14 protein-coding genes and 1 tRNA gene are annotated in these 12743 nt (G+C 64.1%); 4 read left to right on the forward strand and 11 right to left on the reverse strand.

Going from position 1 to position 12743, the window contains the following annotated elements; translation table 11 throughout:
- Positions 1-74: 74 nt before the first annotated feature.
- The 6 genes from I2H38_RS17140 to I2H38_RS17165 all read right to left on the reverse strand — a co-directional run bounded on the left by I2H38_RS17140 (position 75) and on the right by I2H38_RS17165 (position 5729).
- Entirely contained in the window at positions 75-1391 is a 1317-nt protein-coding gene (locus I2H38_RS17140) for a S41 family peptidase (protein WP_196273096.1), read from the reverse strand.
- On the reverse strand, positions 1391-2716 hold the full coding sequence (locus tag I2H38_RS17145; RefSeq protein ID WP_196273097.1) for a murein hydrolase activator EnvC family protein: 1326 nt from the start codon (positions 2714-2716) through the stop codon (positions 1391-1393). Before I2H38_RS17145 ends, I2H38_RS17140 begins: the two co-directional genes overlap by 1 nt.
- 22 nt (positions 2717-2738) lie before the next feature.
- Entirely contained in the window at positions 2739-3233 is a 495-nt protein-coding gene (rlmH, locus tag I2H38_RS17150) for a 23S rRNA (pseudouridine(1915)-N(3))-methyltransferase RlmH (RefSeq protein WP_196273098.1), read from the reverse strand.
- A gap of 12 nt (positions 3234-3245) precedes the next feature.
- A complete protein-coding gene (gene rsfS, locus I2H38_RS17155) occupies positions 3246-3641 on the reverse strand; it encodes a ribosome silencing factor (RefSeq protein WP_407664103.1) in 396 nt (131 codons plus the stop codon).
- A gap of 88 nt (positions 3642-3729) precedes the next feature.
- Positions 3730-4401 (reverse strand): nicotinate-nucleotide adenylyltransferase, encoded by a 672-nt coding sequence (locus I2H38_RS17160; protein WP_407664100.1) that lies wholly within the window; start codon positions 4399-4401, stop codon positions 3730-3732.
- Positions 4398-5729 carry a glutamate-5-semialdehyde dehydrogenase gene (locus I2H38_RS17165; RefSeq protein WP_196273100.1) on the reverse strand — a complete coding sequence of 444 codons (1332 nt, stop codon included), beginning with the start codon at positions 5727-5729 and terminating at the stop codon, positions 4398-4400. Before I2H38_RS17165 ends, I2H38_RS17160 begins: the two co-directional genes overlap by 4 nt.
- Between I2H38_RS17165 and I2H38_RS17170 the strand changes: the two genes are divergently transcribed.
- Positions 5728-6576 (forward strand): DUF72 domain-containing protein, encoded by an 849-nt coding sequence (locus I2H38_RS17170; RefSeq protein ID WP_196273101.1) that lies wholly within the window; start codon positions 5728-5730, stop codon positions 6574-6576. The two genes, I2H38_RS17165 and I2H38_RS17170, sit on opposite strands and share 2 nt — an antisense overlap.
- 20 nt (positions 6577-6596) lie before the next feature.
- Here I2H38_RS17170 and proB read toward each other — a convergent pair whose 3' ends face one another.
- From proB to rplU, 5 genes are all read right to left on the reverse strand, one after another.
- Positions 6597-7721 carry a glutamate 5-kinase gene (gene proB, locus I2H38_RS17175; protein WP_196273102.1) on the reverse strand — a complete coding sequence of 375 codons (1125 nt, stop codon included), beginning with the start codon at positions 7719-7721 and terminating at the stop codon, positions 6597-6599.
- Positions 7709-8743 (reverse strand): GTPase ObgE, encoded by a 1035-nt coding sequence (obgE, locus tag I2H38_RS17180; protein ID WP_196273103.1) that lies wholly within the window; start codon positions 8741-8743, stop codon positions 7709-7711. The genes proB and obgE overlap by 13 nt, the downstream gene beginning before the upstream one ends.
- A gap of 86 nt (positions 8744-8829) precedes the next feature.
- The gene (locus tag I2H38_RS17185) at positions 8830-9474 is read right to left on the reverse strand and encodes a GNAT family N-acetyltransferase (RefSeq protein WP_196273104.1); all 645 of its coding nucleotides are present in this window, start codon (positions 9472-9474) and stop codon (positions 8830-8832) included.
- 186 nt (positions 9475-9660) lie between these two features.
- Complete coding sequence (gene rpmA, locus I2H38_RS17190) at positions 9661-9927, reverse strand: 50S ribosomal protein L27 (protein WP_196273105.1); 267 nt, start codon at positions 9925-9927, stop codon at positions 9661-9663.
- Positions 9928-9962: 35 nt separating this feature from the next.
- A complete protein-coding gene (gene rplU / locus I2H38_RS17195) occupies positions 9963-10355 on the reverse strand; it encodes a 50S ribosomal protein L21 (RefSeq protein WP_196273106.1) in 393 nt (130 codons plus the stop codon).
- Positions 10356-10631: 276 nt separating this feature from the next.
- Between rplU and I2H38_RS17200 the strand changes: the two genes are divergently transcribed.
- The 3 genes from I2H38_RS17200 (at position 10632) to I2H38_RS17210 (ending at position 12254) form a co-directional block, all read left to right on the forward strand.
- Positions 10632-10721: transfer RNA gene (locus I2H38_RS17200), tRNA-Ser, on the forward strand.
- 88 nt (positions 10722-10809) lie between these two features.
- A complete protein-coding gene (locus I2H38_RS17205) occupies positions 10810-11886 on the forward strand; it encodes a hypothetical protein (RefSeq protein ID WP_196273107.1) in 1077 nt (358 codons plus the stop codon).
- Entirely contained in the window at positions 11865-12254 is a 390-nt protein-coding gene (locus I2H38_RS17210) for a site-specific integrase (RefSeq protein ID WP_196273108.1), read from the forward strand. The genes I2H38_RS17205 and I2H38_RS17210 overlap by 22 nt, the downstream gene beginning before the upstream one ends.
- The last annotated feature ends 489 nt before the right edge of the window (positions 12255-12743 follow it).

Raw genomic sequence — 12743 nt, forward strand, 5'->3', positions numbered from 1 at the left:
AAATGGCCTGACGGCAGGGAAGCCGTCAGGCCAAAATTCTCAAGATCGCCCGTCAAGGCTGTCCGGCAACCGCCTTAATTCGGCGCGGTCGTCGTGTTGGACGCTCCCTTGCGCACGCCGTGCAGGAAGTCATAGGCGGCGATGAGCTGCTTGTCCTTGGAAGTATCCAGCGGGACATAGGCCGAGGAACCGCCACGCTCTTCCTTGTCGCCACCATTCTGAAGGTGGCCCTTCAGACCGGCTTCGCCCTTGGTCTCGTCCTTGCCCTTCAGGTCGTCAGGAACGTCCTGCAGAACCTCGACATCCGGCTCAATACCCTTGGCCTGGATCGAGCGGCCGGACGGTGTGTAGTAGCGCGCCGTCGTCAGACGCACGGCACCGTTGCCGCCGAGCGGGATGATGGTCTGCACGGAGCCCTTGCCGAAGGACCGGGTGCCGAGCACCGTCGCACGCTTATGATCCTGCAAGGCGCCCGCCACGATCTCGGAGGCCGAGGCCGAGCCGCCATTGACCAGCACGACCAGTGGCTTGCCCTTGGTCAGATCGCCCGACTTCGCGTTGAAGCGCTGGGTATCCTCGGCATTCCGGCTGCGGGTCGAGACGATTTCGCCCCGCTCGAGGAAGGCGTCGGAGACCATGATCGCCTGATCGAGCAGACCACCCGGGTTGTTGCGCAGGTCGATGACGAAGCCCGAAAGCTTGTCCGCGCCGATATCGTTGGTGAGCTTGTCGATTCCAGCCTTCAGGCCTTCATAGGTTTGCTCGTTGAACTGGGTGATGCGCAGCACGCCGATATCGCCCTCGACGCGAGCGCGGACAGGGCGAACCTTGATGGTCTCGCGGGTCAGCTTCACCTCAAGCGCATCCTTCGCTTCCTTGCGCTGGATCTTGAGCGTGACCGAGGAGTTGACCGGACCGCGCATCTTGTCGACGGCCTGGTTCAGGTTGAGGCCCTGAACGTTGTCGCCATCGATCTGCGTGATGACGTCATTGGCCAGGATACCGGCGCGCGAAGCGGGCGTGTCGTCGATGGGCGTGACGACCTTGACCAGACCGTCCTCCATCGTGACCTCGATGCCGAGGCCGCCGAACTCGCCGCGGGTCTGCACCTGCATATCCCGGAAGCTCTTGGCGTCCATGTAGCTCGAATGCGGATCGAGCGAGGTCAACATGCCGTTGATGGCCGATTCGACGAGCTTCGACTCATCGGGCTTCTCGACATAGTCCGTGCGAATCTTTTCGAACACGTCGCCGAAGAGGCTCAATTGACGATACGTGTCGGCCGACGCGGCAACCGCGCTCGTGCTCGACAGCAAGCTCGTCTGCGACACCATCGTCGCAGAGCCTGCGCCAATGGCCACGCCAAGAATTAATAGGGACAGTTTGCGCATTACCCGCGAACCTTTTCGCCTTGCGATTTCGCCCACCATGGACTCGGATCGATCGAACCGCCGTCTTTCCTGAACTCTACATAGAGGACGGGATTGTTCTTTTCTATGGCACCGCCCGCCAGCGACATGAGGGGCGTCTCCCCCATGAGTGCGACAGGTTCGCCAGCGAGCACGAATTGCCCGACATCGACATTGATTTGGTCCATACCGGCCAGAAGAACATAATACCCCCCGCCGGCATTGATGATCAAGAGTCGACCGTACGATCGGAAGGGGCCCGCGAAGGCCACCCAGCCATCCGCAGGTGATACGACAGATGCCTTCGGACGGGTCGTGATAGAAATGCCGCGCGTCGTTCCGCCATAGCCGTCGGGAACGCCGAAAGTGAGGGCAGTTTCACCACTGACAGGCTTCGGAAGCAGGCCCCGCGCCTCGGAAAATGGGATTTTGGGGGCCAGCCGCGCCGGGTCGCGGAAGGCGGCCTGGGCGAACTTTTCCTTGGCGTCCCGCTCTTGGGCCTCGGCCGCCTTGCGGGCCTCTTCGGCGGCCCGCTGCGCGGCCGCGCTTTCCTTCTCCATGCGGTCGATCAACTCTTTGAGAGTACCGGCCTGACGGGCAAGTTCGGCGGCTTTTTCCCGCTCCACCCCCATGTTGCGCTCAACCTCGACGATGCGGCTTTGGCGCGCGCTCATGAGGGCCGTGAGTCGGTCCTGTTCGGAGGTCAACGCCGATAGCTCCGTGCCGAGGGTCGAGCGGTCCGTGGCGATGGCGTCCTTGAGGCGGACCAATTCGGCAAGGTCCGACGCCAGCGTCTCAGCCTCCGCCCGCAGTTCCGGCAGCACCGCGCCCAGCAGGATCGAGGCCCGCACCGCCTCGAGCATATCCTCCGGTCGCACCAGCACGGCGGGCGGCGGACGGCGACCCATGCGCTGAAGGGCGGCAAAAACCTCAATAATGATTCCGCGCCGGCCTTCCAGGGATCGGCGGATCGCCGCTTCGCTCGCGGTCAGGGTTTGCAGCCGCTGCTCCAGGTTGCGAATCCGGTCTTCGGTCCCGCGCGTCCGCTCCGCCGTCTCGATCAGAGCTGCGTTGAGCTTGGCACGGTCGGTCCTGATGTCGGCGATTTCAGCCTCAAGCCGCTTGCGCGCCTCGGCACTGCCCGCCATCGCCTCCTCGAGAACCTTAAGATCGTTCTCCCTCTGGGCTTTCTGCTCGGCGGTCTCAGCCATCGGCTGCGTCGCGGGCGCAAGGATCTGCTGGGCCTGTGCCGGGCCCAGGGCGAGAGCGGCCACCCATGTGGCAAGTCCGAGAACCTTGCGGGTCATTGAGAAGTCGAGGGCCATCGGGTCACGAATCGCCGTGTCCGGCGCGATGATAAGGGTGACCGGCGATCATTGTCAGGGCCCTGTAGAGCTGCTCGGCCACGAGCGCCCGAACGATTTGATGCGGCATGGTGAGCGCACCGAAGGAGACCACCAGTTCCGCCCCGTGGCGAATCTTCGGATCGAGCCCATCCGGCCCGCCGATGATGCAAGCCATGCCAGCGCGGCCCTCATCGCGCCATTGCCGCACCCGATCCGCGAAAGCCTCGCTGGTCGGGCTTTTGCCGCGCTCGTCGAAAACGATGAGCACCGACGATCCGGCTTTCTCGAGAAGAGCGGCCGCCTCCTCCGCCCGGCGATCTTCCTCCCGGCGCGCCCGGCTCTCGGGCAGTTCAACGATGTCGAGCCCGGCAAAGCCAAGGCTCCGGCCCATGCCCTCGATCCGCTGCCTGTAGCGTTCGACCAGCTCCCGCTCGGGGCCGCTCTTGAGACGGCCCACGGCCAGCAAGCTCAGTCGCAATGCAATCAGCCCTTACTGGCTCGCTTTATCGTGCGGACGATCGGCGCCCCACATCTTCTCGAGGTTGTAGAAGCCGCGCACCTCAGGCCGGAAGACGTGAACCAGCACGTCGCCGGCATCGATCAGCACCCAGTCGCACGCCGGCAGGCCCTCGACGCGCGCATTTCCGAACCCCTTATCCTTAAGGTCCTGAATGACGCGGTCGGCAATGGCGCCCACATGGCGGTTGGAACGGCCCGATGTGACGATCATGGTGTCGGCGAGAGAGGTTTTTCCGGCCAGGTCAATCACGACCGTGTTCTCGGCCTTCATGTCCTCGATGCAAGCCATGGCAATGGCCAGGATATCCTCGTCCTGCGGAGCGTTCGCTCCGGAGAGAGGGGGAAGCGGATTAGCGTCCGCTCCAATCGGAGATAGTCGGTTCAGGTTCAGACCCTTTCATCCAGCGCTGCTGATCGCGCCATGTTTATACAATAATGCCTTACGGCACGTTATTTCAACGCCCTTCCACCGGAGAAGTTCGTCGCGCCCTGCGAAGTTCGGTCGACGACAGGTGCGAGCGCGGCCCGTGCAGGAAGACCCAGGCCGGGGGTTTCAGCCCCGCCAGCGCGCGTGCCTCGCCCTCGTTGAGGCGGCTCGACGCCAAAGCTGTGGCGCTGCGGGAGCGGGTCGCCTTCAAGGTCCATCCAGGCCGGTCGATGACGGCCATGGGCATCAGGCGGGCAATGTGACGCCAGCCGCGCCAGCGGTGGAAGCTCGCGAGATTGTCCGCCCCCATGATCCAGACGAATCGCACGCCCGGATAGCGGCGCTTGAGATAGCTGAGGGTATCGACCGTATAGCGCGCGCCGATGGCCTCCTCGAAGGTGGTGACGTCGATGCAGGGATGGGAGGCAATTCTCTTTGCCTCCGCGACCCGTGTCGCCGTTGCGGCGAGTTCACCAGGATCCTTCAGGGGATTTCCGGGCGTGATGACCCACCAGATCCGGTCGAGCCCGAGCCGCTTGAGCGCCATGAGGCTGACATGACGATGGCCGTCATGCGCCGGGTTGAAGGAACCGCCATAGAGGCCGATCCGCATGCCCGGCGCGACGCGCGGCAGACGGGCGAGACCCGAGGGTCGCAGACGAAACCGCGACCTTACATGACTTGCGGGAGCAGGACTCACGGGCGCGTCTGACCCGAACCACGAATGCGATATTTGAACGAGGTCAGTTGCTCCACGCCCACCGGCCCGCGCGCATGCATCCGCCCCGTGGCGATGCCGATTTCCGCCCCGAAACCGAACTCGCCGCCATCGGCGAACTGGGTTGAGGCGTTATGCAGCACGATGGCGGAATCGACCTCGGCCATGAACCGCTCGGCGGCGGCCGCATCACCCGTGACGATCGAATCGGTGTGGTGGGAGCCGTAGGTCTCGATATGGGCGATGGCCGCATCGAGGCCGTCCACGACCCGAACGGAGATGATGGCATCGAGATATTCGGTGCGCCAATCCTCCTCCGTCGCAGGCGTCACGTGCGGATCGGCGGCTTGCGCGGCCTCATCGCCCCTGACGGCGCAGCCCGCGTCGAGCAGCATCGCGACAAGCGGCTTCAGATGCGTGGCGGCGCAGGCTCGGTCAACCAGAAGCGTCTCGGCCGAGCCGCAGACGCCGGTGCGGCGCATCTTGGCGTTCAGCGCAATGCGTTTGGCCATCTCCAGATCCGCTTTGGCATGAACGAAGACGTGGCAGATGCCCTCCAGATGCGCGAAGACAGGCACCCTCGCCTCATCCTGCACGCGCGCGACAAGGCTCTTGCCGCCGCGCGGCACAATGACGTCGATATTGCCCTCAAGCCCACTTAGCATGGCGCCCACCGCCGCCCGGTCGCGGGTCGGCACGAGGCGGATCGCGTCGGCGGGCAGCCCGGCATCGCTCAGGCCCTGCCCCATCGCTTCTGCGATAGCGAGTGATGTGCGGAAGCTCTCCGAACCTGTCCGCAGGATCGCCGCGTTGCCGGCCTTCAGGCAAAGCGCGCCCGCATCCGCGGTCACATTTGGGCGGCTCTCGAAAATCACGCCGATGACACCGAGTGGGGTCGCTACGCGCTCGATGCGCAGGCCGTTCGGACGCTCGAACGTGGCCAGAACCCGCCCGACCGGATCGGGTAAGGCGGCAATACTTTCGACCGCAGCAGCAATGCTCTCCACGCGTTCCGGGTTGAGCGTAAGGCGGTCAAGGAAGGCGGACGTCTGCCCCTTGGCCTTCGCCTCGGCCACATCCTCGGCATTGGCGGACAGAATCGCAGCCGACGCGTCGCGAATGCGCGCGGCCATGGCGCGAAGCGCCTCGTTCTTCTCCTCCGCTGTGGCAATCGCGAGGCGGCGCGCCGCCAAACGTGCCCGGCCGCCGATATCGCGCATCAGAGCCGGGACATCGGACGGCTCACCCGAAACCGCTTGCGCGACGTTGAATCGGTCGGCGGGAGAGGTCCCGCGATGAGTGTCATCCATGTCCAAGCCTCACGGAGCATCCGCCCCTAAAACAAAAACCATCGCACGAAGGACGGCCCCCGAGCCGCGCCGCACCCTGTCTTTCGACCAGGACAGACACGCTCTCACCGCCGCGCTTCGCGTGGGCACATCCGGCTGGCATTACGAGGACTGGAGAGGCCCTTTCTATCCCGCCGATATGTCGCCCAAGGACTTCCTGTCCTTTTACGTCGAACATTTCAATACGATGGAGATCAACAATTCCTTTTATCATCTTCCGACGGAAAAAGCCGTCAAGGCATGGCACGACACCGCGCCGGAGGGCTTCGTCTTCGCCTGGAAGGTTTCCCGGTTCATCACCCACATCAAGCGCCTTAAGGACGTGGAGGAGAGCATCGCGCGGGTTTTCGGGCGCATGGAGGGTTTGAAACACGCCTTCGGCCCCGCCCTCTTCCAATTGCCGCCGAGCTTTGTCGCCAAGCCCGAGAACAGGGATCGGGTGGTGCAATGCCTTGGTCTTCTCCCGAAGGACCGCCGCTGTGTGTTCGAATTCCGGCATAAAAGCTGGTTCGAGGACGAGACCTTCAACCTGTTGAGTGACCATAACGTGGCCTTCTGCATCTCGGACCACGTCGATGCGCCCGCACCGTGGGTGGCGACGGCAGATTTCGTCTATGTCCGGGGACACGGGGCCCAGGGGCGCTATACCGGGCGCTATGGCGCGCCGACACTGCGCAAGTGGAGCCATGCCATCGCCGCGTTCCGGCGCGAGGGGCGCGATGTTTATGTCTATTTCGACAACGACGTGAAATGCGCGGCGCCAAGGGATGCCAAAATCCTGATCGACCTTTGCGCGACCGCCGATTGATCACGCAATGGCCGAACCCGTCAATCGGCCAGCGCCATGTCATCCCGGTGGATCATCTCCGCGCGGCCGGGATAGCCGAGGATTGCTTCGATCTCGCTGCTCGGGCGCCCGATGATGCGCGCGGCATCATCCGCGTCATAAGCCACGAGGCCTCGCCCCAGAATCCGGCCCGCGTCGCGGATCGCAACAGCATCGCCACGGGCGAACGTTCCCTCGACCTTGCGCACACCGACCGGCAGAAGGCTCGCGCCCGCTTTCAGCGCGCGGGCTGCACCGTCATCGACATAGAGCGTGCCGCGCGGCTCAAGCGCTCCGGCGATCCAGGTCTTGCGCGCGGTTGCGGGATTGGAAGGCGTCAGGAACCACGTGCAGCGGCCGCCATCGGCCACGCGCTTGAGCGGGTTTTTCGTGCGGCCATCGGCGATGATCATGTGCGTGCCGCCGGCCGTCGCGATCTTGCCCGCCTCAATCTTGGTGCGCATGCCGCCGCGCGAGAGTTCGGAGGCCGGGCCTCCCGCCATCGCATCGATTTCTGCGGTGATGCGCTCGACCACTGGGATGTGCTGCGCATTTGGATCGGACGCAGGCGGTGCGGTGTAAAGCCCATCGATGTCGGAGAACAGCACCAGCAGATCCGCGCCGATCATGGTCGCGACTCGCGCTGCAAGACGGTCATTATCGCCGTAGCGAATTTCCGAGGTCGCAACCGTGTCGTTTTCGTTGATCACCGGCACGGCGCGCATGTCGAGGAGCTTCAGCGTCGTCGCGCGGGCGTTGAGATAGCGCCGCCGCTCCTCCGTGTCGGAAAGCGTCACCAGAATTTGGCCCGCGGTGATGCCGTGATGGGCCAGCACCTCGGACCAGGTTCGCGCCAGCGCGATCTGCCCGACGGCCGCAGCGGCCTGGCTCTCTTCCAGCTTCAACGGCCCGGACGGGAGACCGAGCACCGTCCGCCCCATGGCGATAGCGCCCGAGGAGACGACGAGCACATCCGCGCCGCGCGCATGGAGATCGGCAATATCCTCGGCCAAAGCCGCGAGCCAGGCATGGTTCAACCGGCCCCGGGCGCGGTCCACAAGCAGAGCCGAGCCGACTTTAAGAACAACCCGGCGGAACTGATGCAGCTTGGGGCTCACGGATGCCATTCTTCCTGCGTGTCGACGGTCTGCGCTTCCACCTTGGCCGCATCAATGACCGAGAGCAGCGCCTGCAGGACCTCCTGCACGCCCTGGCCGGACGCCGCCGAAACCACGTAAGGCGTCCGCTTCGATGCCCGCTTCAGGCGCGCGAGCTGCTCCTTGAGCGTCTCCTCGTCGAGCGCATCGACCTTCGACAGGGCGACGATTTCCGGCTTGTCTGCGAGGCCGTGGCCGTAGGCCTCGATCTCGTGGCGGACGGTCTTGTAGGCCTTGCCCGCATGCTCGCTCGTGCCCTCGACGAGGTGCAGCAACACGCGGCAGCGCTCCACATGGCTCAAGAAACGGTCGCCGAGGCCGACGCCTTCGGACGCGCCTTCGATGAGGCCGGGAATGTCGGCCAGCACGAATTCACGCGAATAGGCCCGCACGACCCCGAGCCCCGGATGAAGCGTGGTGAAAGGGTAATCGGCGATCTTCGGCTTCGCCGCCGTCACCGTCGCGAGGAAGGTCGACTTGCCCGCGTTCGGCAACCCGATCAGGCCCGCATCGGCGATCAGTTTGAGCCGCAGGATGATCCAACGCTCCTGCCCCTCCTGGCCTGGATTGGCCCGGCGCGGCGCGCGGTTGGTCGAGGTGGTGAAATAGGCATTGCCGAAGCCGCCATTGCCGCCCCGCCCTAGCAGGATCTTCTGGCCGACCTTGGTCAGGTCCGCGATGACGGTTTCGCCATCCTCGTCCAGGATCTGCGTGCCTTCCGGCACTTTGAGCACCACGTCGCGGCCCTTGGCCCCGGCGCGGTTCTTGCCCATGCCGTGCTCGCCCTTCTGGGCCTTGAAATGCTGCTGATAGCGGTAATCGATGAGGGTGTTGAGCCCTTCGACGCATTCCGCCCACACGTCACCGCCGCGCCCGCCGTCACCGCCGTCCGGGCCGCCGAATTCGATGAATTTTTCGCGGCGAAAGGAGATGCAGCCTGCGCCGCCGTCGCCCGAGCGAATGTAAATCTTGGCTTGATCGAGAAATTTCATAACCCGCATCCTTTACGGGACAAGGCGTGCGGGAGCAACGCGTTGAACAGGAAAGCGCCCCCGAATTTCTCGGGAGCGCTTAATACTCAGGAAGCGAGAGACAATTCGGCTGAAGACTCGCCTGAGGCGGGCTCGCGCACGAGCCCGGTGTGCCCCCAGCTCTTCAGGCTGTTCCACGCCCGCCGATCGAGGCGGAAATGGTCGGCCGGGTAAAACCCGCCACGCTCCCGCAGCTCCACAAGGCCGGAGCCCTGATAGGCGAAGCCGCACTTTTCCAACACGCGCCGGGAGACCGGATTGATGACCCGGGCGGAAGCCGTCAGCTCATCCTTCTCGCCATAGGCGAAGAACGCATCGATCAGCGCCCGCGCCGCTTCGGTGGCATAGCCCTGCCCCCAGGAGGGCTGACCCAGCCAATAGCCGAGATGTGGCTGCCCATCCTCAAGGCTGGGGCCGATGCCGACCATCCCGATCAGGCTGTTCGGCCGGCCCTTGGGGGTGATGGCGAGCTGCAGGCCGTTGCCGTCCGCATTGGACAGCCGGGCCTGGAAGATGAACCGCTCCGCGTCCTCCGGTGGGTATGGATGCGGAATGAGAGCCGTCATTTCCGCGACAGCTTTCTCACCGGCAAGGCGTACGATGGCTTGGGCGTCGGCAAGACGGGGCCAACGCAGCCAAAGGCGGCGCGTTTCCAAGCGGAAAACATCGTCACGGGTGAGGTCGGGAAACATGGTCTTGCTCCGATCCAGATTGGGCCATCTTTCAAGGCCCGAAAACGCGAAGGGGAGGTGGTGTCCCACCTCCCCTGGCATCTTTTGGATCTGGAGCTCGGCCGTTTAAGGGCCTGTCAGGAGCTTCTTGGATCCGCCGGGTTCGGTGTGACACCGGCGGGAGCTCCTTCGCTTTGCTCTCGCCGTTTACTCTGCGGCCTCTTGGGCCGGGACGACCGATACGAAGGCTCGGCCTTGTTTCGTAAGGAATCGGACGCGTCCATTGGTCGTGGCAAAGAGGGTATGATCCTTGCCCATGCCAACGTTGGCGCCCGCATGCCACTTCGTGCCGCGCTGACGAATGATAATGTTGCCCGACACGACCTGTTGATCGCCGAACTTCTTGACGCCCAGACGACGGCCGTCGGAATCACGACCGTTGCGAGACGAGCCGCCTGCTTTTTTGTGAGCCATGGGTCTACTCCCGTGTTCCTGTCGTTACCGTTCGCTTATTCAGCGGCGGCCGGCGCAGCGTCTTCAGCCGCAGCCTTGGTTGTCTTCTTTGCCGCAGCCTTCTTGGGCTTCGCGCCAGCGGCCAGGATCTCGGTGATCCGCACGACCGTATAGTCCTGGCGATGCCCGCGCTTGCGACGCGAATTCTGACGGCGGCGCTTCTTGAAGGCGATAACCTTCTCGCCGCGGGTGTGTTCAACCACCTCACCAGCCACGGTGACGCCCTCGACGAGGGGTGCGCCGACCTGGGTGCCGTTGTCGTTCGTGACCATGAGAACCTGGTCGAACGTGACGGCGGCGCCCGGCTCTCCTTCGAGCTTGGCGATGGTGATAACGTCTTCGGCGGCGACGCGATATTGCTTGCCGCCGGTCTTGATCACTGCGAACATCTTCATCCTCGTGTTCAAACCCAACTCTCCGCGGGAAACCCGCAGGGTCGGCTTTTTGGCAGTTTCCGGCTTCATTTCACGATGGCCGACGGCCACCGCAGCGAAACACGCGGACACAAGAGCCCACGCGTACAGACGGCCTCTCTAGGGAACGCCCCCCATCTTGTCAACCAAAAACCCTGCAAAAACATGCACGGGGGTGCTTGAAGAGCCCGAACGTGCGTGATATCCACCCCGCCTCAACCAGCCGAACTTGGCAACAAGACTTGGCCCTCCGGAGAGGTGGCAGAGTGGTTGAATGCACCGCACTCGAAATGCGGCATACGGGCAACCGTATCGGGAGTTCGAATCTCCCCCTCTCCGCCATGCTTCCTGAGCCCCTCCGCCAATTTTCAAACGGCGCATTTCCCTGAAAATCCAGCGTTCCGGCCCGGTCCCTGATCGGAATGTACACATGCTGGTACAGTCGAAAGTATCGTCGCCGGGCCGCTACCTGATCCGCAGCGGCACCGCCTATTTGTTCCAAATCCGCATCCCGACCGCCCTTGCGCAAAACCGGCGAATCCCCCCTTTTCGGATAGGCCTCGGGCCGATCTCGAAGCGGGCGGCGCAGCAGCGCGCCGACCAGCTCGCTGTTCTGGCCCGGCAGGCATTCGCGCATGCACAGGCCAGGATGATGCAGATTGACGGACAGATGCTCGGCGGAATCACGCCGTTGTTCCAGGGTGACAGCCTCGACGAGGTGCTCGCCGAGATGCGGGGCTTCATCAGGGCCGCCGCTCTTCTGCTCGATGAGCCCGAACCCCTGCCCGGCCCGCGCCGAGTTGCCGACCTCGCCGCGCTGAAGGGCGTCGTCACGCTTGAACGGGAGCTTCGCAAGGACTCCGCCGCCGCCCCGCTGATCGCCGACAACGCAGACATGCTACGTGCCCGCTACCATCACGACCTCGGCGGTGTTCCGGCTTCCCTGCCCCGAAGTGCCCCCCTGGCCGTTCCGGCGCAGCCGGTCTCGACCAAGCCGCTGTTCAGTCAGGTCGCCGACGAGTACATCGCCATGCGGATCGGGTCCGACGGCGCGGACCACAAGGACATCAAGTACCTGGGGCTGCGCAAGCGCGTCTTCCTCGAAATCGTCGGCGACAAGCCGGTCGACACCTATAAGCAGAGCGACCTGCAGAAATTCGTCAACGAGCTCCAGTTCTGGCCGGCGAACGTTACGAAACGCACCGATCTCGGCGAGATGTCGGTCCAGGAAATTTTGGAGAAGAATCAGGACCGACATCTCCAGCCCCTGAGCCGGAAGACCGCTGAGGATGGCTATGTCCAGAACATCCGCACCATGTTTCGGCACGGCTGCACCGAGCACGACTACCGTTACCCCTTCTCGGACGTGAAGATCCGCTGGCCCCTCGGCTACCGCCCGTCCATCCCCCGCGAGGGCCTCAGCGATCAGATCAAGGGCGAGGCGTTCGGTTCGGCGTTGCCTCCGGACTCCTCGACGAGGCCCTGTTGCCGCTCCTCGGCCACCTGAGCGGGCGCCGGCTCGGCCTCCTGTGCTATCTTCGCGGCTCCGATATCCGCGAAAAGCACGGTGTGTTCGTCGCCCAGACCGACGGGATCGTGTTCCGCGACAACGCGTGGACGAGGGTGCCGTACAAGACGCAGGACAGTATGACCTTCTTCGTCCTGCATGACTTCCTGAACCAAATCGGGTTCATCGAATGGGCCAGGGCCAAGGACGGATTTCTGTTCGACATCGTCCAGGAATACTCCGACCCCGAAAAACAGACGTCGGGCAACATGAACGACCTCCTGAGGAAAGCCGGAGCAGCCGGCAAGCAGCGAGAGGTGTTCCATTCCCTGCGTCACGACCTGATCGACCATATGCGCAATAAGTAGGTCGATCCGCGGGCGCGCCGCCTCCAAGCCGGGCACGAACTCGGAGATGAGCACGAAGGCTACGGCAGCCGCGAGATCAGCGCCGAAGAGTGCCGACGCCTCGCCCGCCTGCCGCTATCGAAGGAGATCGACTGGTCCGTGTTCAAGGAGCTGGATTTTGAGGCGCTGGCGAAGGCGCGGCGCCAGCGCGGGCGCCGGAAGAAGGATTGATTCCACTGGGAGAGCAGCGGGCAAACTGCTCCCGTTCCCTCCGCCATTTTCTGACCTGCCGGCAATCCCAGGTTTTTCAATGCCCGCGGCGCGCGTGTACACGGGATTGTACACCCGCCGGGCCGCCTCACCCGCCCCCCTGCGGGCTTCGTTTTCCAGACCAAAATCCCCAAGGCCCTCGACCCGAATCTGTGCGCCGATCCGCGTGAGCCTAGGTCCTGCGATGCGGAGCGGTTGGCGACCCGACTCGCCGGCGCCCGACCGCTGCGTACTAGCCAC

Source organism: Microvirga alba (assembly GCF_015694465.1).
In the GTDB taxonomy this organism is placed as follows: domain Bacteria; phylum Pseudomonadota; class Alphaproteobacteria; order Rhizobiales; family Beijerinckiaceae; genus Microvirga; species Microvirga alba.

Excerpts from the sequence above, each read along its gene's own strand:
- I2H38_RS17140 (WP_196273096.1), bottom strand. The coding sequence starts at position 1,391 with ATGCGCAAACTGTCCCTATTAATTCTTGGCGTGGCCATTGGCGCAGGC.
- I2H38_RS17145 (WP_196273097.1), bottom strand. The coding sequence starts at position 2,716 with ATGACCCGCAAGGTTCTCGGACTTGCCACATGGGTGGCCGCTCTCGCC.
- I2H38_RS17170 (WP_196273101.1), top strand. The coding sequence starts at position 5,728 with ATGTCCAAGCCTCACGGAGCATCCGCCCCTAAAACAAAAACCATCGCA.
- I2H38_RS17165 (WP_196273100.1), bottom strand. The coding sequence starts at position 5,729 with ATGGATGACACTCATCGCGGGACCTCTCCCGCCGACCGATTCAACGTC.
- proB (WP_196273102.1), bottom strand. The coding sequence starts at position 7,721 with ATGGCATCCGTGAGCCCCAAGCTGCATCAGTTCCGCCGGGTTGTTCTT.
- obgE (WP_196273103.1), bottom strand. The coding sequence starts at position 8,743 with ATGAAATTTCTCGATCAAGCCAAGATTTACATTCGCTCGGGCGACGGC.
- I2H38_RS17185 (WP_196273104.1), bottom strand. The coding sequence starts at position 9,474 with ATGTTTCCCGACCTCACCCGTGACGATGTTTTCCGCTTGGAAACGCGC.
- rpmA (WP_196273105.1), bottom strand. The coding sequence starts at position 9,927 with ATGGCTCACAAAAAAGCAGGCGGCTCGTCTCGCAACGGTCGTGATTCC.
- rplU (WP_196273106.1), bottom strand. The coding sequence starts at position 10,355 with ATGTTCGCAGTGATCAAGACCGGCGGCAAGCAATATCGCGTCGCCGCC.
- I2H38_RS17205 (WP_196273107.1), top strand. The coding sequence starts at position 10,810 with ATGCTGGTACAGTCGAAAGTATCGTCGCCGGGCCGCTACCTGATCCGC.